21 protein-coding genes are annotated in these 19356 nt (G+C 62.5%); 12 read left to right on the plus strand and 9 right to left on the minus strand.

Annotation, left to right across the window (positions count from 1 at the left end):
• Nucleotides 1–113: 113 nt before the first annotated feature.
• From fabF to WC026_RS00995, 5 genes are all read right to left on the minus strand, one after another.
• Nucleotides 114–1376 carry a beta-ketoacyl-ACP synthase II gene (gene fabF, locus WC026_RS00975; RefSeq protein WP_372708927.1) on the minus strand — a complete coding sequence of 421 codons (1263 nt, stop codon included), beginning with the start codon at nt 1374–1376 and terminating at the stop codon, nt 114–116.
• Nucleotides 1377–1516: 140 nt separating this feature from the next.
• Nucleotides 1517–1759 (minus strand): acyl carrier protein, encoded by a 243-nt coding sequence (locus WC026_RS00980; protein WP_013215676.1) that lies wholly within the window; start codon nt 1757–1759, stop codon nt 1517–1519.
• Between the two features lie 399 nt (nt 1760–2158).
• Entirely contained in the window at nt 2159–2905 is a 747-nt protein-coding gene (fabG, locus tag WC026_RS00985; protein ID WP_372708929.1) for a 3-oxoacyl-[acyl-carrier-protein] reductase, read from the minus strand.
• Nucleotides 2906–2915: 10 nt separating this feature from the next.
• A complete protein-coding gene (fabD, locus tag WC026_RS00990; RefSeq protein ID WP_372708930.1) occupies nt 2916–3863 on the minus strand; it encodes an ACP S-malonyltransferase in 948 nt (315 codons plus the stop codon).
• Between the two features lie 136 nt (nt 3864–3999).
• Nucleotides 4000–4524: a VOC family protein gene (locus WC026_RS00995; protein WP_372708931.1), complete on the minus strand. Its 525-nt coding sequence runs from the start codon at nt 4522–4524 to the stop codon at nt 4000–4002.
• 208 nt (nt 4525–4732) lie between these two features.
• Here WC026_RS00995 and WC026_RS01000 point away from each other — a divergent pair, with 208 nt between their 5' ends.
• The gene (locus WC026_RS01000; protein ID WP_372708932.1) at nt 4733–4915 is read left to right on the plus strand and encodes a hypothetical protein; all 183 of its coding nucleotides are present in this window, start codon (nt 4733–4735) and stop codon (nt 4913–4915) included.
• Nucleotides 4916–5079: 164 nt separating this feature from the next.
• Here the strand turns inward: WC026_RS01000 and WC026_RS01005 are convergent, their stop codons facing one another.
• Nucleotides 5080–5325: a hypothetical protein gene (locus WC026_RS01005; RefSeq protein WP_372708933.1), complete on the minus strand. Its 246-nt coding sequence runs from the start codon at nt 5323–5325 to the stop codon at nt 5080–5082.
• A 396-nt stretch (nt 5326–5721) separates the two neighbouring features.
• Here WC026_RS01005 and rpsF point away from each other — a divergent pair, with 396 nt between their 5' ends.
• The 11 genes from rpsF (at nt 5722) to WC026_RS01060 (ending at nt 16144) form a co-directional block, all read left to right on the plus strand.
• Nucleotides 5722–6261, plus strand: coding sequence for a 30S ribosomal protein S6 (gene rpsF / locus WC026_RS01010; protein ID WP_372708935.1), 540 nt, complete (start codon nt 5722–5724; stop codon nt 6259–6261).
• 3 nt (nt 6262–6264) lie between these two features.
• Nucleotides 6265–6519 carry a 30S ribosomal protein S18 gene (gene rpsR, locus WC026_RS01015; protein WP_372708936.1) on the plus strand — a complete coding sequence of 85 codons (255 nt, stop codon included), beginning with the start codon at nt 6265–6267 and terminating at the stop codon, nt 6517–6519.
• Between the two features lie 123 nt (nt 6520–6642).
• Nucleotides 6643–7593: a DUF2232 domain-containing protein gene (locus tag WC026_RS01020; RefSeq protein ID WP_372708938.1), complete on the plus strand. Its 951-nt coding sequence runs from the start codon at nt 6643–6645 to the stop codon at nt 7591–7593.
• A 46-nt stretch (nt 7594–7639) separates the two neighbouring features.
• Nucleotides 7640–8224, plus strand: a complete 585-nt coding sequence (rplI, locus tag WC026_RS01025) for a 50S ribosomal protein L9 (RefSeq protein WP_372708940.1) — start codon at nt 7640–7642, stop codon at nt 8222–8224.
• A 170-nt stretch (nt 8225–8394) separates the two neighbouring features.
• Entirely contained in the window at nt 8395–9903 is a 1509-nt protein-coding gene (locus tag WC026_RS01030) for a replicative DNA helicase (RefSeq protein ID WP_372708942.1), read from the plus strand.
• A 22-nt stretch (nt 9904–9925) separates the two neighbouring features.
• Nucleotides 9926–11068 carry an alanine racemase gene (alr, locus tag WC026_RS01035; RefSeq protein WP_372708943.1) on the plus strand — a complete coding sequence of 381 codons (1143 nt, stop codon included), beginning with the start codon at nt 9926–9928 and terminating at the stop codon, nt 11066–11068.
• Entirely contained in the window at nt 11068–12444 is a 1377-nt protein-coding gene (radA, locus tag WC026_RS01040; protein WP_372708944.1) for a DNA repair protein RadA, read from the plus strand. Before alr ends, radA begins: the two co-directional genes overlap by 1 nt.
• A gap of 55 nt (nt 12445–12499) precedes the next feature.
• Nucleotides 12500–13132, plus strand: a complete 633-nt coding sequence (locus WC026_RS01045; protein ID WP_372708945.1) for a CvpA family protein — start codon at nt 12500–12502, stop codon at nt 13130–13132.
• A gap of 89 nt (nt 13133–13221) precedes the next feature.
• On the plus strand, nt 13222–14703 hold the full coding sequence (purF, locus tag WC026_RS01050; RefSeq protein ID WP_372708946.1) for an amidophosphoribosyltransferase: 1482 nt from the start codon (nt 13222–13224) through the stop codon (nt 14701–14703).
• A 52-nt stretch (nt 14704–14755) separates the two neighbouring features.
• Nucleotides 14756–15541, plus strand: coding sequence for an SDR family NAD(P)-dependent oxidoreductase (locus WC026_RS01055; protein WP_372708947.1), 786 nt, complete (start codon nt 14756–14758; stop codon nt 15539–15541).
• A gap of 198 nt (nt 15542–15739) precedes the next feature.
• Nucleotides 15740–16144, plus strand: a complete 405-nt coding sequence (locus WC026_RS01060) for a DUF930 domain-containing protein (RefSeq protein ID WP_372708948.1) — start codon at nt 15740–15742, stop codon at nt 16142–16144.
• A gap of 39 nt (nt 16145–16183) precedes the next feature.
• Here WC026_RS01060 and WC026_RS01065 read toward each other — a convergent pair whose 3' ends face one another.
• The 3 genes from WC026_RS01065 to metG are packed head-to-tail and all read right to left on the minus strand — an operon-like array spanning nt 16184 to nt 19346.
• Nucleotides 16184–16981, minus strand: a complete 798-nt coding sequence (locus tag WC026_RS01065; RefSeq protein ID WP_372708949.1) for an MBL fold metallo-hydrolase — start codon at nt 16979–16981, stop codon at nt 16184–16186.
• On the minus strand, nt 16978–17787 hold the full coding sequence (locus tag WC026_RS01070; RefSeq protein WP_372708950.1) for a TatD family hydrolase: 810 nt from the start codon (nt 17785–17787) through the stop codon (nt 16978–16980). The genes WC026_RS01065 and WC026_RS01070 overlap by 4 nt, the downstream gene beginning before the upstream one ends.
• On the minus strand, nt 17787–19346 hold the full coding sequence (gene metG, locus WC026_RS01075) for a methionine--tRNA ligase (protein ID WP_372708951.1): 1560 nt from the start codon (nt 19344–19346) through the stop codon (nt 17787–17789). The genes WC026_RS01070 and metG overlap by 1 nt, the downstream gene beginning before the upstream one ends.
• Nucleotides 19347–19356: the final 10 nt, after the last annotated feature.

Below are 19356 nucleotides of genomic sequence, written 5' to 3' on the forward strand. Positions count from 1 at the left end.
GAAGAAGCGGCAGCGAGCGATTGAGACTAGCTCAATCCCACACACTTCATCAGCCCCGCCCCCCGGCGGACGCTCAACGCAAAATGTGGCAAAACGGCGAAGTCCGGCGGTGTTTACGCCGCCCGTCGCAAAACTAAGCACGCATTGGTGCCGCCAAAGCCGAACGAGTTCGACAGCGCGATATTGATGTCACGCTTTTTGGGCGTATATGGCACGAGGTCGATCGCCGTCTCAACCGATGGCGTGTCGAGGTTGAGCGTCGGCGGTGCAATGTTATCGCGGATCGCGAGGGTCGAGAAAATCGCCTCGACCGCACCGGCGGCGCCAAGCAGATGGCCGATCGCGGATTTCGTCGACGACATCGCAAGCTTGCCGGCCGTGTTGCCGAACAGGCGTTCAACGGCCTTGAGCTCGATCTCGTCGCCCATAGGGGTCGACGTGCCGTGCGCGTTGACGTAGTCGATCTCGCTCGGCGCGACGGAAGCGCGGGCGAGCGCCATCTTCATGCACCGGTAGGCGCCGTCGCCGTCTTCGGCAGGCGCCGTGATGTGGAATGCGTCGGCCGACATGCCGTAGCCGATCACCTCGGCATAGATCGTGGCGCCGCGCGCCTTGGCGTGCTCGTAGCTTTCGAGAACGACGACACCCGCGCCCTCGCCCATTACGAACCCGTCGCGATCCTTGTCGTAGGGACGCGAGGCTTTCGTCGGCGTATCGTTGAAGCCCGTGGACAGCGCACGGCAGGCGGCAAAGCCCGCCATCGCGATCCTGCAGATCGGGCTTTCCGATCCGCCCGCCACCATCACGTCGGCGTCGTCGAGTGCGATGATGCGCGCCGCGTCGCCGATTGCGTGCGTGCCGGTGGCGCAGGCCGTCACAACCGCGTTGTTCGGTCCGCGCAGGTTATGCATGATCGAGACATAGCCGCCCGCGAGATTGATCAGCCGCCCCGGAATAAAGAACGGCGAGACTCGGCGCGGCCCCTTTTCCTTAAGCAGGATCGAGGTGTCGGCGATGCCCGACAGTCCGCCGATGCCGGAGCCGATCAGAACGCCGGCGCGCTCCTGGGCTTCGGCCGTCTCGAATTTCAGGCCGGAATCGCGAATGGCCTGAGAGGCAGCCGCGACGGCGTAGATGATGAAGTCGTCGACTTTGCGCTGCTCTTTCGGCTCCATCCAATCGTCGGCATTGAACTTGCCGTCCGCCGTCGCGCCGCGCGGGATGAAATTGGCGATCTGGCAGGTGATGTCGGAGACTTCGAACTCTTCGACGCGCCGCGCGCCGCTTTGCCCCGCGAGCAGATTTTTCCAGGCTGCCTCAACACCGCAGCCAACGGGGGACACAATACCCATTCCTGTGATGACAACTCGGCGCATGGCTTCTTCTTGCTTGGCTGTTGGAAACGAAGGTCGATCGCAATCAGCATATGAAGGGGGCCGGTTGTCCCAGCCCCCTTCAAATCCAATCCGATCGGCGCGATTGGCCGCGCCTCAAACCTGCGGATGAACGAGGGCCATCAGGCCGCGCTGGCGTTCTTCTCCAAAAACTTCACGGCGTCGCCGACGGTCAGGATGTGCTCAGCGGCATCATCGGGAATCTCGCATCCGAATTCTTCTTCGAACGCCATCACCAGCTCAACCGTATCTAAGCTATCCGCGCCAAGGTCGTCGATGAAGCTGGCGTTGTCCGTGACCTTATCGGCCTCGACGCCAAGATGCTCTACGACAATTTTCTTCACGCGCTCTGCAACATCGCTCATCGTCAATCCTCGTGTCTTTCTATTATTCGGCGTGCCTCAATGGCCCGCTCCGATCGCTCTGCAGAACCCGCTGGAAACCGCATGCCTGTTTTCAACTTTAAGGGAAATTTAGCCTGCTCGGATAGGGGCTCGCGTCCGTTTTCAGAAGTCTTTTCTTTGGTCCCCGTAGCGTGAGTCTTACCTCGGAGTACCGTATTCGCGTAACGCTATGCTGGTTTGTCCCCAGCTTCGCGCCGTCCCGAAGGCGCGCTTTCCTCGCCTCAAAACCGTGGTGTCGTTAACACGTTTACGTGGCCTTGCAAAGCATACGGTGACGCAGCTCCGCAAGCTCATGGAGGACGCGAGCAAAACCCAGGAAATTGAAGCTCTGCCGTCGTTTACCATCGTTTCCGATCGGGATCAGACCATGGCCATGCCGCCGTTGATGTGCAGCGTCTGGCCGGTCATGTAGCCGCCTTCGTTCGACGCGAGATAGAGGCAGCCGGCGGCGATATCCAGCGGTTCGCCGAAGCGCTGCGACGGGATGATCTGCGCGATGTCGCCCTTCTGCTTGTCGGTCAGGACGTCCGTCATCGCCGTCTTGATGAAGCCCGGCGCGACGCAGTTCGCGGTGATGCCGCGCGAGGCGACTTCGCGTGCGAGCGATTTGGTCATTCCGATCATACCGGCCTTGGAAGCGGCGTAGTTGCCCTGCCCCGGATTGCCGAAAACACCCGACACGGAGGCGATATTGATGATGCGGCCGTAACCTGTCTTGGACCGCATCATGTGACGGGATGCGGCACGGCACAGCATGAACGTCGACGTCAGGTTGACGGCGATGACGTCGTCCCACTGGTCGTCTTTCATCACCATAAACAGGTTGTCTTTCGTCAAGCCCGCGTTGTTGACGAGAATGTCGAGGCGGCCGCCGAGAACTTTCACGGCTTCGTCGATCAGCTTCGCGACGCTCGCGCGATCGGCAAGATCGCAGGGGAGAACATGCACGCGATCGCCGAGTTCCTTGGCGAGTTCCTCGAGCGCCGCGACTTTGCGGCCCGAGATGGCGACCGTCGCGCCCGCCTTGTGATAGACGCGCGCGATTTCGGCGCCGATGCCGCCGGTGGCCCCCGTCACGAGCGCCGTTTTACCAGTCAGATCGAACATGAATTCTCCTTCAAGCATTGAGTGCGGCGAGCGCCGCGTCGATGTCGGCGGGGGCGCCGAGGCTCACGGCGCTGGCCGAGGCCGCAGTTCGTTTCACGAGACCGGCAAGGACTTTGCCGGCACCGATTTCGTAGAATTCCGTCACGCCGTTTTCGGCCATCGCGGCGATGCATTCGCGCCAGCGCACGGTGCCCGTCACCTGCTCGACAAGGCACTTCCTGATTTCATCGGGATCGGAAATCGGCGCGGCCAGCACGTTGGCAATCACGGGAACAACGGGCGTGTTCACCGTCACCTTCGCGAGAGCTTCGGCCATCGCATCGGCGGCGGGTTGCATCAGCGCGCAGTGGAAGGGTGCGGAGACGGGGAGCGGCACGGCGCGGCGGACGCCGTATTTTTTTCCAATCTCGGCGACGCGATCGATCGCGGTCTTGTGTCCGGAGAGCACGATCTGCGTCGGATCGTTATCGTTGGCGACCTGGCAGACATCGCCTTGCGCGGCTTCGGCGGCAACCTTCTCGGCCGCTTCGGCTCCGACGCCAAGAAGCGCCGCCATCGCGCCGACGCCGACAGGCACCGCTTTCTGCATCGCCTGACCGCGAAGTTTCAAAAGGCGCGCGGCGTCGGCGAGTGAAAATGCTCCGGCGGCGGCGAGCGCGGAATATTCGCCGAGCGAATGTCCGGCGACAAACTTGACCCTGTCGGCGAGCGAAAAGCCCTTTTCCTTTTCGAGAACCCGCATGACGGCCATCGACACGGCCATCAGCGCCGGTTGGGCGTTCTCGGTCAGCGTCAGGGTTTCCTTGGGGCCTTCCCACATGATGGTCGAGAGTTTCTGGCCCAGCGCGTCATCGATCTCGTCGAATACGGCCTGTGCGGACGGAAAGGCTTCGGCAAGCGCCTTGCCCATTCCGACGTCCTGGCTACCCTGTCCGGGAAAGATGAATGCGCGTGCCATTGATCTTGCGACTTTCCGCTCGTTTCGCCGTTCGTCTGTTTTGCGACAGACGCGGCGGCCTTAGTCCACGCCGATCTGCCCGGTGTCAAGAGCGGCAGATAACAGCTGGCGAACGCAAGATGGCGAGAAAATGCCGTCACTCTGCAGGCTTGAGTTCGCTCAAAAGATCATTGAGATCCAACGTTTTGGTGAACATGGCGAGATCGCCTGCGGCGTCGCGTGGCCAGGCCGTCGCGGGCCTGTCCCAATAGAGTTCGACACCGTTGCCGTCGGGATCGTCGAGGTAAAGCGCTTCGCTGACGCCATGATCGCTAGCGCCAGTCAGTCTTATGCCCGCCTGCATCAGTCTGCGCAGCGCATCGGCTAGTGCCGCCCGCGTCGGATAGAGCACCGCAACGTGATAGAGGCCCGTCGTGCCCGGAGGCGGTGGCGTTCCTCCCCGGCTCTCCCAGGTGTTGAGACCGATGTGGTGATGATAGCCGCCCGCCGATATGAAGGCCGCCTGTGTGCCATAGCGCTGCGTCAGCTCAAACCCGAGCACGCCGCAATAGAAGCCGAGCGCGCGTTCGATATCGGCGACCTTCAGATGGACGTGCCCAATCCTGACACCGGGATCGATCGGCTTTGCATCGCCTGTTGTCTCCGCGCGCACCGCATTCATCGCTCTGCCTCGCATGCCTAGAGTGGACCAGCGATGAGATGGGCCGGCAATGTGGCTCGGGCAAGCTCTTTGGCGATCCGCCTTCGTTTTGACGAAGCACATATGCTAAATTCGAGCGCCGCTTGAGTAGGCTGCGGAGAGGCCGTAGGCTTCTTGTCAGCAGGATTTGCCCGGCGGTCTCGGGCGATGAACCTGATCCAAAGCAAACGTGCGCGATCTGATGATGCTCGCCGAAATCCGCCGCATCGCGACCGACGCCGCACGCGCGAAACTTGAAGCTGCGGCGAGTCTCGAGCGGGCTCGCGGCGAGCAGGCCGCACTGCGCGCCCTGAACAACGCGGCGCGGCTTCTCAAAGGCAATCCGGAGTTGATGAACCTGCGCCCGCTGTAGGCGCTGTCGGGCGCAAATGGCAAATCGGCGCCGACCCTGGTTCTATCGGGCGGCGCCGGTATTCTTCCGGTGCAAGCGACGCCAGCGGACGACGCCGCCGGCGACGAAACCTGAACCGGCTTCTTCTACGTGCGAACGGTCTGTGCACGTGAATCGAGAGACCATCAGGTCTCGACCGTCTCAACCTCGCAGAGTTCGCCGTCGATCAGATCGAAGAGGACATCTTCGCCCGAGGTCTCCGCCTGGGCGAGGGCTTCGACGAGATCGTCGTCGATCGGTGCGACCTTGAGCGTGGAGGCGTCCGTTGACGAACCCAGTTCCTGGATCGTGGCCTCGCCCTCCGACCGGGCAGCCTCTTCGGTCTCCTCGATCGCCCAGATGGTTTCCTCGGTATAAGCAGCGAACTTCATGGTCGGTTCTCCCTCGACGCGCCGGGTGAGGCGTTTTGAATTGCCCGTTAGGCCATGATTCCCCGGTACCCGCGACGACAGTCGAGCGTTTGTCGACGAAGAAATTACGCGGGTGCGGCAGCCAAGCCGCAAAGTCGCGCCCGGCTGGCGGCGGCAAGCCTTGCGGGTCAGGCCAAATCCTGTATAAGCGCGCTTTCCGCTCCGGTTGGAGGCTGATCGGGGGCTTGAGTTGCATTTCGAACGAAATGCAACTGAGAGGCGTTTTTCGACGTCGTCCCCCAGTGTCTTCTCCTGATGGGTACCAGATCGGCCTTTCTCGGGCCTGATTGGGGCTTTGCGCCGGAGGGAAACGACCCGCGTTGAAAAACGCGATAACTCGAACCGAAAGGCCATCGTATGCCGCTTTACGAGCATACGTTCCTGGCGCGCCAGGACGTGACCCAAGCTCAAGTCGAAGCCCTGATGAAGGAATTCCAGGGCGTCGTCGAAGAAGGCCAGGGCAAAGTCGCCAAGCAGGAATATTGGGGACTGAAGAACCTCGCTTTCAAGATCAAGAAAAACCGCAAGGCCCACTACGCCTTCTTCAATATCGAAGCGCCGCCCGCAGCGGTGACCGAGATGGAACGGCGCATGGGCATCAATGCCGACGTCATCCGCTTCCTGACCATTCGCGTCGACGAACTCGAGACCGAGCCGAGCATCCAGATGCGCAAGCAGGATCGCGACGAACGCGGTGATCGCGGCTTCGGCGGCGGTGGACGTGGCGGCCCGCCGCGCGGTGATCGCGGTGGTTTCGGCGGTGGCCGTGAAGGCGGCTCGACGTTCCGCTCGCGCCCACCCAGAGACGGCGACCGCGGTCCGCGTCCGCCTCGTGACGGAGAGGTGCCGCGCGCTCCTCGCCCGCCGCGTGATTCAAATCCTGGCTCGGAGGGCTGATCCATGGCTGAAATCGCTTCCAGTGGCGGCGGTGCCCGCCGTCCGTTCCAGCGCCGTCGCAAGACCTGCCCGTTCTCGGGTGATGGTGCTCCCAAAATTGACTACAAAGACGTGCGCACGCTCGGCCGCTACATTTCCGAGCGCGGCAAGATCGTGCCGAGCCGCATCACTGCCGTCTCGGCGAAGAAGCAGCGCGAACTGGCGCAGGCCATCAAGCGCGCCCGCTTCCTCGGATTGCTGCCTTACGTGATTAAGTAAAATCGTTCGCGCCTTGCGGCCAGCGCGCGGAACGCGTGTCGCAAGGCGCAAACGAAAACTCCGTTGGGTCGGAACGGGAAACCGGATCCGGCTCTAACCGCTCGACATGCGGGACAGCAGGCGATGCCGACGAACGTTTTTCTTCTTGCCATTGCGGCGGGTATTATTTCCGCGGTCGTCTTCACGTCGGCGACGACGGGAGCGGTGGTGCTCCGCGTCGTGCTTTTCCTGCTGACGCCGCTCTCCCTCTATCTCGCAGGTCTCGGGCTCGGGGTGATCGCGGGCGCGATCGCCGCCATCACGGCGACGACGGCGGTGATGCTGATCACCAATCCGCTGACAGCGGAAATCTATGCCATCAGCACGGCTATCCCGGCTTTCATCTGCACGCGCTTCACACTGATGAGCCGTGGACCAGAAGGCGAGCGCGAGTGGTATCCGATCGGACGTATCGTCGTCATCGCGGCGCTGTTCGCGGGTCTTTTCGCGATGCTGGCGCTGATCCTGATGGGCGGCGACATCGAAACGCTGACGAAGATGCTTCGCGGTGCCGTCCAGGCCTTCGTCAAGTCCGAGCTGTCGCAAATTCCGGGCGCTCCGGCGATCGGCGAAGCGGAAATCGATCAAATCACGGGTTCGACGCTCTCGACACTGCCGTGGGCGCTGGGGCTGCTGGCGATGGCGACGATCCTGCTCAACCTCTGGCTTGCCGGCCGGATTACGCTGGCGTCCGGACGGCTCGTCCGCCCATGGCCGGATCTCGCACAATTCAAGATGCCGGCCGGGGCAACGCTCGTTCTATTCGTTGCGATCGGCCTGACGTTCAGCGGCGGAATGACCGGACTGCTCGCAGCCGGCGTCGCGGCGCCGTTCACGCTCGCATTCGCGCTCGTCGGACTTGGCCTCGTGCATGTGCTGACTCGCGGCTCGCCGTGGCGAAGCTTCATTCTGAGTTCGCTCTATATCGGTGCAATCCTGATACCGCACATCGGATTGCTCCTGGCCCTCGTCGGGCTCGCGGAAACCGTCTTCGGCTACCGCACCGCCGGAAAGCCGCCCGTACCACCGACTTGAAATTTCATCCAATCAAACAAACCAAATCAAAAAAGGAGCCATAATCATGCAAGTCATCCTGCTTCAACGCATCGGCCGCCTCGGCCAGATGGGCGACGTCGTCAACGTCAAGGACGGTTACGCGCGCAACTTCCTGCTGCCGCAGAAAAAGGCGCTGCGCGCAACCGACGACAACAAGAAGGTGTTCGAAGGCCGCCGCGCGCAGCTCGAGGCCGAGAACCTCGCGCATAAGGCGGATGCCGAAGCGGTTTCGAAGAAGCTTGACCGGCAGACCTTCATCATCATTCGCGCCGCCGGCGACACGGGCCAGCTCTACGGGTCCGTATCCACGCGCGACATTGCCGAGACGATCAGCGCGGGCGGCTTCACCGTCAACCGCAACCAGATCATCCTCGACAAGCCGATCAAAGCGCTTGGTCTCAATCCGGCGAGGGTTCAGTTGCATCCGGAAGTCGTCAGCAGCGTTTCGCTCAACATCGCGCGCTCGCAGGACGAAGCCGACAAGCAGGCGCGCGGCGAAAACGTCGCGGTCGTCAAGGAGGAAGCGCTGGAACTCGAGACGTTCAATCCGGACGCCGTGTTCGAAGAAGGCCGCACGGCCGAAACCTCGGAAGACGCCGATAATTCCTGATCCGGCAACACCTGATCCACGTGCGGATCAGGTTGCACCAGCAGGCGTGGCTGTTGCTCGATTCGCAACGGCCAAGCCTTTCCGTCTCGTGGTGTTAATAACGGGGACGGAAGCGCGAAGCATCACTGCGGGTGAAGAGGCGGGAAGCGGAATCTGCTAGCGTCCCGCGCATGGCAGATCCCGCAGTCCTCGCAACCGAGAAGCTCAAGCAGGCTGGCTCGGCAAATGAACCGCTGACCTTCCGTCAGCCCCCGCATAACCTGGAAGCCGAGCAGGCGCTTTTGGGCGCGATCCTCGTCAACAACGAGGCGCTCGATCGCGTTTCCGGGTTTCTTTCTCCCGATCATTTCTTCGATCCGCTGCATGGGCGCATCTTCGAAACGCTCGCGGCGCTAATCCATGCCGGCAAGACGGCGACGCCTATCACGGTCAAGACGTTCTTCGAAAACGTCGAGCCGATCGATGCGACGATGACGGTGCCACAATATCTCGGCCGCCTCGCCGCCAACGCCACGACGATCATCAACGCCGCCGAGTACGGCCGCACCATCTATGATCTCGCGACGCGCCGCTCGCTGATTCTGATCGGCGAGGACATGGTCAACACGGCATACGAGAGCACCGTCGACAATGCGCCGCGCGCACAAATCGAAGATGCCGAGGGGCGTCTCTACTCGCTCGCCGAGCAGAACAAGTATGGCAAGGGCTTCGAGACCTTCAAGTCGGCGCTGACGACAGCGATCGAGATGGCGAACAGCGCGTTCCAGCGCTCCGGTCATCTTTCGGGTGCTTCGACGGGTCTTGCGGATTTGGACAACAAGCTCGGCGGCCTGCAGCGTTCCGACCTCATCATTCTCGCGGGCCGTCCTTCGATGGGCAAGACGGCGCTCGCAACGAACATCGCCTACAACGTCGCCAAGGCTTATCGCGCCGGACAGCGCCCCGATGGAACGGCGGAGACCACGGATGGCGGCATCGTCGGGTTCTTCTCCCTCGAAATGTCGTCGGAACAGCTCGCAACGCGTATTCTCGCCGAACAGGCCGAAATCAGCTCGGAGAAAATCCGGCGCGGCATGATCAACGAGGAGGAGTTCCGCAAGCTCGCCGGCGTCGCCAACGAGATGTCGCGCATTCCGCTCTACATCGACCAGACGGGCGGCATCACGATCGCGCAGCTTTCCGCTCGGGCGCGCAAGCTCAAACGGCAGCACGGCCTCGATCTGCTCGTCGTCGACTATTTGCAGTTGCTCGCAGGCTCGAAAGCGCGCAGCGACAACCGCGTGCAAGAAATCACCGAGATCACCACGGGCCTCAAGGCGCTCGCCAAGGAACTGGCTGTGCCGGTCATCGCGTTGTCGCAGCTCTCGCGTCAGGTCGAGCAGCGCGAAGACAAGCGCCCGCAGCTGTCCGACCTGCGTGAATCGGGCTCGATCGAGCAGGACGCCGACGTCGTGATGTTCGTCTTCCGCGAGGAATATTACATCGAACGCACGAAGCCTGCCGAAGGAACGCCCGAATTTGCCGATTGGATGACCAAGATGAGCGCGGCGTCAGGCAAGGCCGAGGTCATCATCGGCAAGCAGCGTCACGGCCCGGTGGGCACGGTCGAATTGTCGTTCGAAGGGCAGTTCACGCGCTTTGGCAATCTGGCGCGGGACTATATGTTGCCTTCGCATTAGGGTTTGGGCTGGGAAGGAACGGATGACGGTGAACGCACGCATGTCGGGCTCGCTGGCGGGCGCCACCGGCACGATCACCGTCGATCTCGCGCAGATCGCCACCAACTGGAAAGCTTTGGCGGCGAAAGTCGCGCCCGCTCGGTGCGCGGCCGTCGTCAAGGCCGATGCCTATAGCCTCGGCGCCGAGCGCGTCATCGCGGTGCTCAGGCAGGCCGGATGCACCACCTTCTTCATCGCTACTCCTGATGAAGCCGAGATTGCGAGAAAGCTCGCGCCGGATGCTCAAATCTTTGCGCTCGACGGATTGGTCGGCGACGCGGCGACTGCCTTTGCGAACCAAGGCGTGATGCCGGTTCTCTCGACGCTCGACGATATCGCGAGCTGGGCGGCTCTCTCCCGGATGCGCGGTGAAGCACTTCCTGCCGCCATTCACATCGACACGGGGCTGAACCGGCTCGGCCTGCCGGTGCGCGACGTCCGCCGCTTAGCCGCAGATACGAGCACATTGGCGAGCCTTCGGCTCGAACTCGTAGTGAGTCATCTCGCCTCGGCGGACAATCCGCGCGATCCGAAGAATCGCGATCAGCTCCTGGCGTTCGAAACGCTGACGGCGCTCTTTCCGGGCGTGCCCAGAAGTCTCGCGGCGTCCGACGGGTTGATGCTCGGTCCGGCTTATCATTTCGATCTCGTGCGCCCGGGATACGCGATTTATGGGGGACAGGCTTCGCAGCTTGCCCCGGCGCCGGTCAGGCCAGCCGTCCGGGTCGCCGCACGCATTCTCGCGGTCGCCGACGTCGCGCCCGGCGAGACCGTCGGCTATTCGGCGACGTGGCGCGCCAAGCGGCCGAGCCGCATCGCGACGATCGCAGCGGGCTACGCCGACGGCGTGCCGAGAAATTCCAGCGCGCCGGATGGGCGGCCGGGCGGGCACGTCATGATCGCCGGGCATTTGGCGCCCCTCGTCGGGCGCGTCTCGATGGATCTCATCACCGTCGACGTGACCGATCTCCCGGAGGGCGCGGCGAAGCCCCACGATTTCGCGACTCTCATTGGCGAAGGTTTGACAATCGAAGATGCGGGTCTTGCAGCGGCGACGATCGGCTATGAAATCCTGACGCGTCTCGGTCCACGCTTCACGCGGCTCTACGTCGAGGACGCCACCTGATGGCGAAGGCCGCGAAATCGCTTTACGTCTGCCAGGCGTGCGGCGCGACGGCGACGCGCTGGGCGGGCAAATGCGCCGCCTGCGGCGAGTGGAATACGCTCGTCGAAGAAACCAGCGCGGGTCCGCCGCCCGGCTCCGGCATTACGCGGCAGTCGAAGGGCCGTGTCATCAAGCTCGAGACGCTCATCGGATCGGCCGAGGAAGCGCCGCGCTTTTCGACCGGCATCATGGAACTCGACCGAGTGACCGGCGGCGGAGTCGTGCCCGGGTCCGCGATTCTAATCGGCGGTGAGCCGGGCATCGGGAAATCAACGCTGCTGCTGCAGGTGGCGGCCAATCTCGCGCGGCGCGGCGGGCGTTCGATTTATTTTTCGGGCGAAGAGGCGATCGCGCAGGTGCGGCTGCGCGCCGGGCGGCTCGGACTCGCGGACGCAAAAGTCGGGCTCGCGTCGGAAACAAATCTCTCGAACATCCTGGCGACGCTTAGCGACGATCGCCCGCCGGACCTCGTCATCATCGATTCCATCCAGACGCTCTGGGCCGACACGCTCGACGCGGCGCCCGGCACCGTCAGCCAGGTGCGCGCAGCGGCGCTGGCTCTGATCCGCTATGCCAAGATGGCGGGCGCGGCGCTTCTCCTCGTCGGACACGTCACCAAGGACGGCCAGATCGCCGGCCCCAAGGTGATCGAGCACATGGTCGATACCGTGTTGTACTTCGAAGGCGATCGCGGCCTGCCCTATCGTATCCTGCGGGCCGTCAAGAACCGGTTCGGGCCGAGCGATGAAATCGGCGTCTTCGAAATGGTGACGGGCGGCCTGAAGGAAGTCGCCAACCCGTCCGAGCTGTTTCTCGGCGACCGCGACAGCCAAAGTCCCGGAGCCGCCGTCTTCGCCGGGATCGAGGGCACCCGGCCCCTACTCGTCGAAATCCAGGCGCTGGTGGCGCCCTCTGGCCTCGGAACACCCCGCAGGGCCGTCGTCGGCTGGGACAACAACAGGCTGGCGATGCTGCTCGCGGTGCTCGACGCCCGCTGCAGCGTCTCCTTCACCGGTCACGATGTTTATCTTAATGTTGCAGGTGGTCTCAAAATCACGGAACCCGCAGCTGATCTCGCGGCGGCGGCGGCGCTGCTCTCGGCGATGACCGGCGTGCCGCTGCCTCATAACGCCGTATTTTTCGGGGAAGTTTCCCTTTCCGGAGCCGTCCGGGCAGCAGCCATGATGACGTCGCGCCTCAAGGAGGCGTCCAAGCTCGGGTTTTCCCAAGCCTTTCTGCCTGAAAGCGGCGAGGTGGATGCTGCGGGCCTGAAAGTCTCACTGTCCCGCGTGGCGCATCTCAAGTCACTTGCAGCGACGGCAACGCCATGCAACTGAACGTGCGGGCGAATCTCGGCCCCGGGGGGAGCTGGATCATAGAGGGATTTCGGCCATGATTGGTCCGTTGACATACCTGGACCTCGCATTGATCGCGGTCGCGTTCATTTCAGGGCTTCTGGCCATGTATCGCGGCTTCGCGCGCGAGTTGCTCTCGATCCTCTCATGGATCGCGGCGGCCGGCGTCGGCTATTGGATTTTCGCGACCAAAAAGGACATGACGGCGGAAATCGCCGCACAAACAAGCCTGCCGCCGCAGATCGCGACCGTCGCGGTGGCGCTGGTCGTGGCGCTGATCGTCCTCATCATCGTTCACCTTATTACGGCGCGCATTTCGGATGCCATTCTCGACAGCCAGGTCGGGATGATCGACCGCATCCTGGGATTCATCTTCGGCGTGCTGCGCGGGTTTCTGCTGTTCGTCATTCCTTACATGGCCTACGAGGCGTTCATCTCGCCCGACAAGGACAAGCAGCATCCTCTCGTCCGCGACGCCTACTTCCGCGATTACGTGAAGTCGACGGGCGAAGCGATCCGCACCGTGCTTCTGCAGGTCATTCCGCAGCCATCGGCCAATCCCCCGCCCAGCACCGAGCAGCCCGGCGGGCCACAAGGCTTTCTTGACCAAAAAGGGCGTTCCGTCGCGCTGGTCATCGGCGATAAGCGGTACTATATGACGGTCGCGTGACGCGGCGGGCGTCAAGCCGGCACGGCGCGCTCGTTTGGAACGACCCGGCGTAATCGGCATTGCGGCGGTTCAAACGCGGGAGGTGCTCCATGGCACAGCAGGGCGGCGTAACTGTCGACGGTTTGACGATCACGCGATACGACGACGACCGGCTGCGCGAGGAGTGCGGCGTCTTCGGTATCTTCGATCACCCCGACGCTGCGGCGATGACCGCGCTGGGGCTGCACGCACTCCAGCACCGCGGCCAGGAAGCATCTGGAATATGCTCCTACGACGGCCGCAACTTCCATTCCGAACGCCGCATGGGACTCGTCGGCGATAACTTCTCGAAACCCGATGTCCTCGCTCGTCTCAAAGGCCGCATGGCCATCGGTCATGATCGCTACTCGACGACGGGCGATCCCCTCATCCGCAACGTCCAACCTCTTTTCTGCGATATCGATACCGGCGGCTTCGCCGTCGCGCACAACGGCAACCTGACGAATGCCCTGACGCTGCGCCGCGAACTCATTTCATCCGGCGCCATCTGCCAGTCCACCTCCGACACCGAAGTCATCCTGCACCTGCTGTCACGCTCCAAGAAGCGCCGCATCGTCGAGCGCTTCATCGACGCGATCCGGCAGATCGAAGGCTCTTACGCCCTCGTCGCCCTGACCAACGACATGATGATCGGCGCGCGCGATCCGATCGGCATACGCCCGCTCGTCATCGGCCGGCTCGGCACGTCCTATGTTCTCGCATCCGAAACCTGCGCGCTCGATATGGTCGGCGCCGAGTTCGTGCGCGAAGTCGAGAACGGCGAGGTCGTCGTCATCACGGATGAAGGCCTCGAAAGCCATCGCCCCTTCCCGATGCGCCCAGCACGCCCGTGCATCTTCGAGTTCATCTATTTCGCCCGCCCGGATTCGATCGTCGGCGGACAGACCGTCTACGATATCCGCAAGCGCATGGGCATCGAGCTGGCGCGCGAAGCGCCGGTCAATGCCGACGTCGTCGTGCCGATTCCGGACTCTGGTGTCCCTGCGGCGATCGGATTCAGCCAGCAGAGCAACATTCCTTTCGAGCTCGGCATCATCCGCAACCACTACGTCGGCCGCACCTTCATCGAGCCGGAGCAACGCATCCGCCAGCTCGGCGTCAAGCTCAAGCATTCCGCCAATTCCGGCGTTATTCGCGGCAACAGCGTCGTTCTGATCGACGACAGCGTGGTGCGCGGAACAACATCGAAGAAAATCGTCAAGCTCATTCGCGACGCCGGCGCGCGCGAAGTCCATATGCGGATCTCCTCACCGCCGATTACGCATCCCGATTATTACGGCATCGACACGCCGAGCAAAAAAGACCTGCTCGCCGCGAACATGTCGCTTGAGGAAATGCGCGCCTTCATGGGCGCCGACAGTTTGTCCTTCCTGTCGGTCAACGGCATCTATCGCGCCATCGGGCTCGATCAACGCGACGACCGTGCGCCGCAGTTCACCGATCATTGCTTCACCGGCGATTATCCGACAAACCTTACCGACCACGATGGCGCCATTCCGCGCCAGCTTTCGCTTCTTGCCGAGGTCGGCTGACACCGCATCGTCATCACATTGCTGCCAGCAAACCGCAGCCTGAGTATTCTTCATGACGCAAAGCTTCGATGATGCGCCGCTCAAGGGACGCATCGCACTTGTCACAGGCGCATCGCGCGGCATTGGGCGAGCAGTCGCTCTCGGCCTCGCGAAAGCCGGCGCTCACGTCGTCATCACGGCGCGGTCGCTCGGCGCGCTCGAATCCCTCGACGATGACATACGTGCAGCGGGTGGAGCGGCGACGCTTTTGCAGCTCGATCTCAGCAAGGGCGATCGCGTCGATCAGCTCGGGCCGACGCTCTATCAGCGCTGGCAGCATCTCGACATTCTCGTCGCCAATGCTGGAATTCTAGGGCCGCTGTCTCCGCTCGGGCATACGACGGAAGAAGGCTTTCTCGCCACGATCGATATCAACCTCAACGCCAACTGGCGTCTGATCCGCACGCTCGATCCGCTGATGAAGCGCTCGGATGCGGGACGCGCGATTTTCGTGACGTCGGGCGCGGCGAGCGGCAAATATGCGTACTGGGGTCCCTATGCCGCGTCCAAGGCGGGATTGGAGGCGCTTGCCAAATCGTGGGCGGCGGAGCTGGTGAACACGCCGGTGCGCGTGAATTTGATCAATCCGGGTGCGACGCGGACCAACATGCGCGCGAAGGCTTTCCCCGGCGAAGATGCGGCGAGCCTGCCGGCGCCTGAAGACATCGTTCCGCTGTTTCTCGAGCTTGCGTCGCCGCACTGCACGCTCAATGGCGATGTCATCAATTTTCGCGAGTGGCGCAATTCCGCGCGCCCCGGCATCCGCTTGGACGGCAACGTCATCGACGCCGGCGTGTAGGTTGCGCGACGCATAGCGGACGATTGCACGCGAGCGAAGTTCGGATAACGACCCACGTTTTATCTGCCATGCAGCATCGGCAGGGTAGCAGCATTCCGCCTCATTCCCGACACAACTTCGCGCGCTTTGGGGCCGTCGTCGGGGGACGGCACGCAGGACATCTCTGCGATTGCATGGGACGTGGGGACTACGCTTGAAATGCGAAAAATCAGCATTTTTTTTGTGACGCTGTTCGCCGTCGGCGCAGCGATAAGTGGATCGGGCGCGGCGTTGGCCGACGCTTCGATGGATCGCGTGTTGCAAAAGCTCGACCCTGAAGAACGCGCGCATCAAGCCTGCAGTTTGCGCGGTCTCGACGCGATCCGAAAAGCGACGCGTCTCAAGGCTATCGATCGGCTTAAAAGCAGCAGCAGGAGCTTAGCGACGTTCAAAGATAACGTGGTGACTGCTAACGGCGCGGCATTGCGCGCACAGCATCGATGGTACGCGCTGAAGTACACGTGCGCCGTGTCCGACGACCAGATGAAAGCGAAGACTTTCGATTTCCAGCTCGGCGCGGAAATTCCAGAAGACAAGTGGGAAGACTTCGGTCTGTGGAAGTAGCGTCGGCGTCCGAGCGGCGACAGTCTTCGCGAGCCCGGCTCAGGTAAACGTCACGACCATGCCGTCGTAGGCGGGCTCGACGCCGCTCGGCAGCTCGTTCGCCAGCCGCTGATAGTCGAGTTCGCTGGTCATATGCGTCAGGATCGTGCGCTTCGGCTTCAGACGTTCAGCCCAGGCGAGCGCCTGTTTGACGCTGAAATGACTTTCATGCGGCGTGTAGCGCAACGCATCGACGACCCAGACGTCGAGACCCTGAAGCAGCGGGATCGATGCATCCGGCAAATCGCTGATATCGGGTGAATAGGCAAGATTTCCGATCCGGTAGCCGAGCGACGGCATGGACCCGTGCCACTGCTGGATCGGCTGTGCCGAGATCGTGCCGCCGCCGCCTTGAACCGCGATCGGCGACACGCCGTCGATCTCGTGGCCGTTGAGAATGGGCATATAGGGCGAGCCGGCCGGAGTTTCGAAGCAATAGCCAAATCGCGATTTGAGGCTCGCGGCGGTCGCGGCATCGAAATAGACGTCGATGCGCCGCTTTATCGAGAAGGCGATCATCCGGAGGTCGTCGATGCCGTGCGTATGATCGGCGTGATCGTGCGTATAAAGCACGGCGTCGAGCCCGGTCAGCCGCGTCGCCAGAATTTGTGCGCGGAAGTCTGGCGACGTGTCGATCAGCACCGCTGTCTGTCCGCCCGAGCCTTTGCGCTCGACGAGCGCGGAGCAACGCAGCCTGGTGTTCTTCGGATTTCCCGGATCGCACGCACCCCAGTTCATGCCGATGCGAGGGACACCGCCGGAAGAGCCACATCCGAGAATCGTGAACCTGTAGCTCATGCGGCGGCCGTTCCCCGCGACGTGGCCGAGGGGCGTTTGGCTTTATTATAAAGGCGGAAGAAGTTGTCCGTCGTTGCCCGCGCCAGATCCTCGTTCGAGATTCCTTTGATGGATGCGAGCGTTGCGGCGGTGCGCACAACGTAAGACGGTTCGTTGCGCTTGCCGCGAAAAGGATCGGGCGCGAGGAACGGCGCATCCGTCTCGACAAGCAGACGGTCGAGTGGCACTTCGCGGGCGATGTCGCGCAGCGCGTCGTTTTTCTTGAACGTGATGACGCCGCTGAACGAAACATAGAGTCCAAGCTCGAGCGCGCGCATCGCAAGCTCACGGCCGCCGGTGAAGCAATGCAGCACGGCCGGAAACGCGCCGTTGCGATGCTCGTCCTCAAGAATGGCGATCGTGTCGGCGTCGGCGTCGCGCGTATGAATTTCGAGCGGCAAGCCGGTTTCGCGCGCGGCCGCAATGTGGCGGCGAAATCCTTCGGCCTGCGCTTCCGGCGTCGAGTGCTTGTAATAATAATCGAGCCCGGCTTCGCCGACCGCGACGACCTTCGGATGCACGGTCAGTTCCACGAGCATCTTGAGCGGAATGTCGAGTTCCTCATGTGCGTTATGCGGATGCGTTCCGACGGAGCAATAGACATCATCGAAGCGCTCGGCGACGGCGCGCACTTTGTCGAACTGGCGGATACGGGTGGAGATCGTCACCATCGCCCCTACGCCCGCCTCGCGCGCGCGTGCCACGACCTGGTCGAGTTCAGGCGCGAACTCGGGAAAGTCGAGGTGGCAATGATGGTCGACCAGCATCACGATGCTTTGCCCTTGGGCTCTTCCGGATCGACGTAACGCGGGAACACGCCTTGCGGCTCCGGGATCGCGGTGCCTGCCTTCAGACGTCCCGCTGCTCCCAGACTTGCAAATGTGCGCGCTTCCACTGGGACCGCAAGGAGGTCGAGCAGCTTTGCCGCGCTTTCCGGCATCACCGGCTGCGCGAGGATCGCGAACTGGCGCACGCACTCGGCCGTGAGGAACAGGATCGTCGCCATGCGCGCCGGGTCGGTCTTCTTTTTCGCCCACGGTTCTTCGGCCGCGAAATAGCGGTTCACGTCGGCGACGACATTCCAGACGGCATCGAGATATTTCGTGATCGCCTGACGATCCATCTCACGCCGCGCGATGTCATAGAGCGCATCGGTCGCCTCCAGGATCGCGGCATCTTCCGCGCTGAATGCGCCGGGAGCCGGAATGGCGCCGTCGCAGTTCTTGAAAATCATCGACAGCGAACGCTGCGCGAGGTTGCCGAGATTGTTCGCGAGGTCGGCGTTGATGCGGTTCGCGATGGCGTCCGGCGACCAGTTGCCGTCCTGGCCGAACATGACTTCGCGCAGGAAGAAATAGCGGATCGCATCACGCCCATAGATTTGGACAAGCTCGAACGGATCGACGACGTTGCCGACCGACTTCGACATCTTCTCTCCGCGATTGAACAGAAACCCGTGCGCGAAAACGCGCTTCGGCAGCTCAATGCCTGCCGACATCAGGAACGCCGGCCAATAGACGGCATGAAAGCGGACGATGTCCTTGCCGACCATGTGAACGTCAGCCGGCCAGTAGCGCCATTTCTCAGCTGCCGTGTCGGGATAACCCGCGGCGGTGATGTAGTTCGTCAACGCATCGACCCAGACGTACATGACGTGGCGGTCGTCGCCCGGCACCGGCACGCCCCAGTCGAATGTCGAACGCGAGATCGAAAGATCCTTGAGCCCCGATTTGACGAAGCTCACGACTTCGTTGCGCCGCTCGACGGGCGCGATGAAATCAGGGTGATCCTCGTAGTAGGCGAGCAGCTTGTCCTGGTAAGCCGACAGGCGGAAGAAATAGCTTTCTTCCTCCGTCCATTCGACGGGCGAGCCGAGCGGCTCGCGCCGCACGCCATCCTCGCCGAGCGTCGTTTCCTTCTCGTCGAAATAGGCTTCCTGGCGGACGGAGTACCAGCCGCCGTAACTGCCGAGATAGATATCTCCGTTGGCGGTCATGCGCTCCCAAATGGCGCGGCTCGCCTGATAGTGGCGCGGCTCGGTCGTGCGGATGAATTCATCGTTGGAGCCGCCGAGCGTCTCGATCATCGAACGGAAGATCGCCGAATTCCGGTCGGCCAATTCGATCGGCGGGATGCCTTCCTTGTCGGCGGTCTGCTTCATCTTCAGGCCGTGTTCGTCGGTGCCCGAAAGGAAGAACACGTCCTTGCCATCGAGACGAGCGAACCGCGCCAGCGCGTCGCTCGCGATCACGGTATAGGCGTGCCCGATGTGGGGCTTGCCGTTCGGATAGAAGATCGGCGTCGTGATGTAATATTTTTCGGCCACGCTGGGTAAC

Origin of the sequence: Hyphomicrobium sp. (assembly GCF_041674905.1) — a bacterium.
Taxonomy (GTDB): Bacteria; Pseudomonadota; Alphaproteobacteria; order Rhizobiales; family Hyphomicrobiaceae; genus Hyphomicrobium_B.

What these genes read in the sequence shown, in the direction of transcription:
- fabF (WP_372708927.1), bottom strand. Translation starts at nt 1,376, where the DNA reads ATGCGCCGAGTTGTCATCACAGGAATGGGTATTGTGTCCCCCGTTGGC.
- WC026_RS00980 (WP_013215676.1), bottom strand. Translation starts at nt 1,759, where the DNA reads ATGAGCGATGTTGCAGAGCGCGTGAAGAAAATTGTCGTAGAGCATCTT.
- fabG (WP_372708929.1), bottom strand. Translation starts at nt 2,905, where the DNA reads ATGTTCGATCTGACTGGTAAAACGGCGCTCGTGACGGGGGCCACCGGC.
- fabD (WP_372708930.1), bottom strand. Translation starts at nt 3,863, where the DNA reads ATGGCACGCGCATTCATCTTTCCCGGACAGGGTAGCCAGGACGTCGGA.
- WC026_RS00995 (WP_372708931.1), bottom strand. Translation starts at nt 4,524, where the DNA reads ATGAATGCGGTGCGCGCGGAGACAACAGGCGATGCAAAGCCGATCGAT.
- WC026_RS01005 (WP_372708933.1), bottom strand. Translation starts at nt 5,325, where the DNA reads ATGAAGTTCGCTGCTTATACCGAGGAAACCATCTGGGCGATCGAGGAG.
- rpsF (WP_372708935.1), top strand. Translation starts at nt 5,722, where the DNA reads ATGCCGCTTTACGAGCATACGTTCCTGGCGCGCCAGGACGTGACCCAA.
- rpsR (WP_372708936.1), top strand. Translation starts at nt 6,265, where the DNA reads ATGGCTGAAATCGCTTCCAGTGGCGGCGGTGCCCGCCGTCCGTTCCAG.
- WC026_RS01020 (WP_372708938.1), top strand. Translation starts at nt 6,643, where the DNA reads ATGCCGACGAACGTTTTTCTTCTTGCCATTGCGGCGGGTATTATTTCC.
- rplI (WP_372708940.1), top strand. Translation starts at nt 7,640, where the DNA reads ATGCAAGTCATCCTGCTTCAACGCATCGGCCGCCTCGGCCAGATGGGC.
- WC026_RS01030 (WP_372708942.1), top strand. Translation starts at nt 8,395, where the DNA reads ATGGCAGATCCCGCAGTCCTCGCAACCGAGAAGCTCAAGCAGGCTGGC.
- alr (WP_372708943.1), top strand. Translation starts at nt 9,926, where the DNA reads ATGACGGTGAACGCACGCATGTCGGGCTCGCTGGCGGGCGCCACCGGC.
- radA (WP_372708944.1), top strand. Translation starts at nt 11,068, where the DNA reads ATGGCGAAGGCCGCGAAATCGCTTTACGTCTGCCAGGCGTGCGGCGCG.
- WC026_RS01045 (WP_372708945.1), top strand. Translation starts at nt 12,500, where the DNA reads ATGATTGGTCCGTTGACATACCTGGACCTCGCATTGATCGCGGTCGCG.
- purF (WP_372708946.1), top strand. Translation starts at nt 13,222, where the DNA reads ATGGCACAGCAGGGCGGCGTAACTGTCGACGGTTTGACGATCACGCGA.
- WC026_RS01055 (WP_372708947.1), top strand. Translation starts at nt 14,756, where the DNA reads ATGACGCAAAGCTTCGATGATGCGCCGCTCAAGGGACGCATCGCACTT.
- WC026_RS01060 (WP_372708948.1), top strand. Translation starts at nt 15,740, where the DNA reads ATGCGAAAAATCAGCATTTTTTTTGTGACGCTGTTCGCCGTCGGCGCA.
- WC026_RS01065 (WP_372708949.1), bottom strand. Translation starts at nt 16,981, where the DNA reads ATGAGCTACAGGTTCACGATTCTCGGATGTGGCTCTTCCGGCGGTGTC.
- WC026_RS01070 (WP_372708950.1), bottom strand. Translation starts at nt 17,787, where the DNA reads ATGCTGGTCGACCATCATTGCCACCTCGACTTTCCCGAGTTCGCGCCT.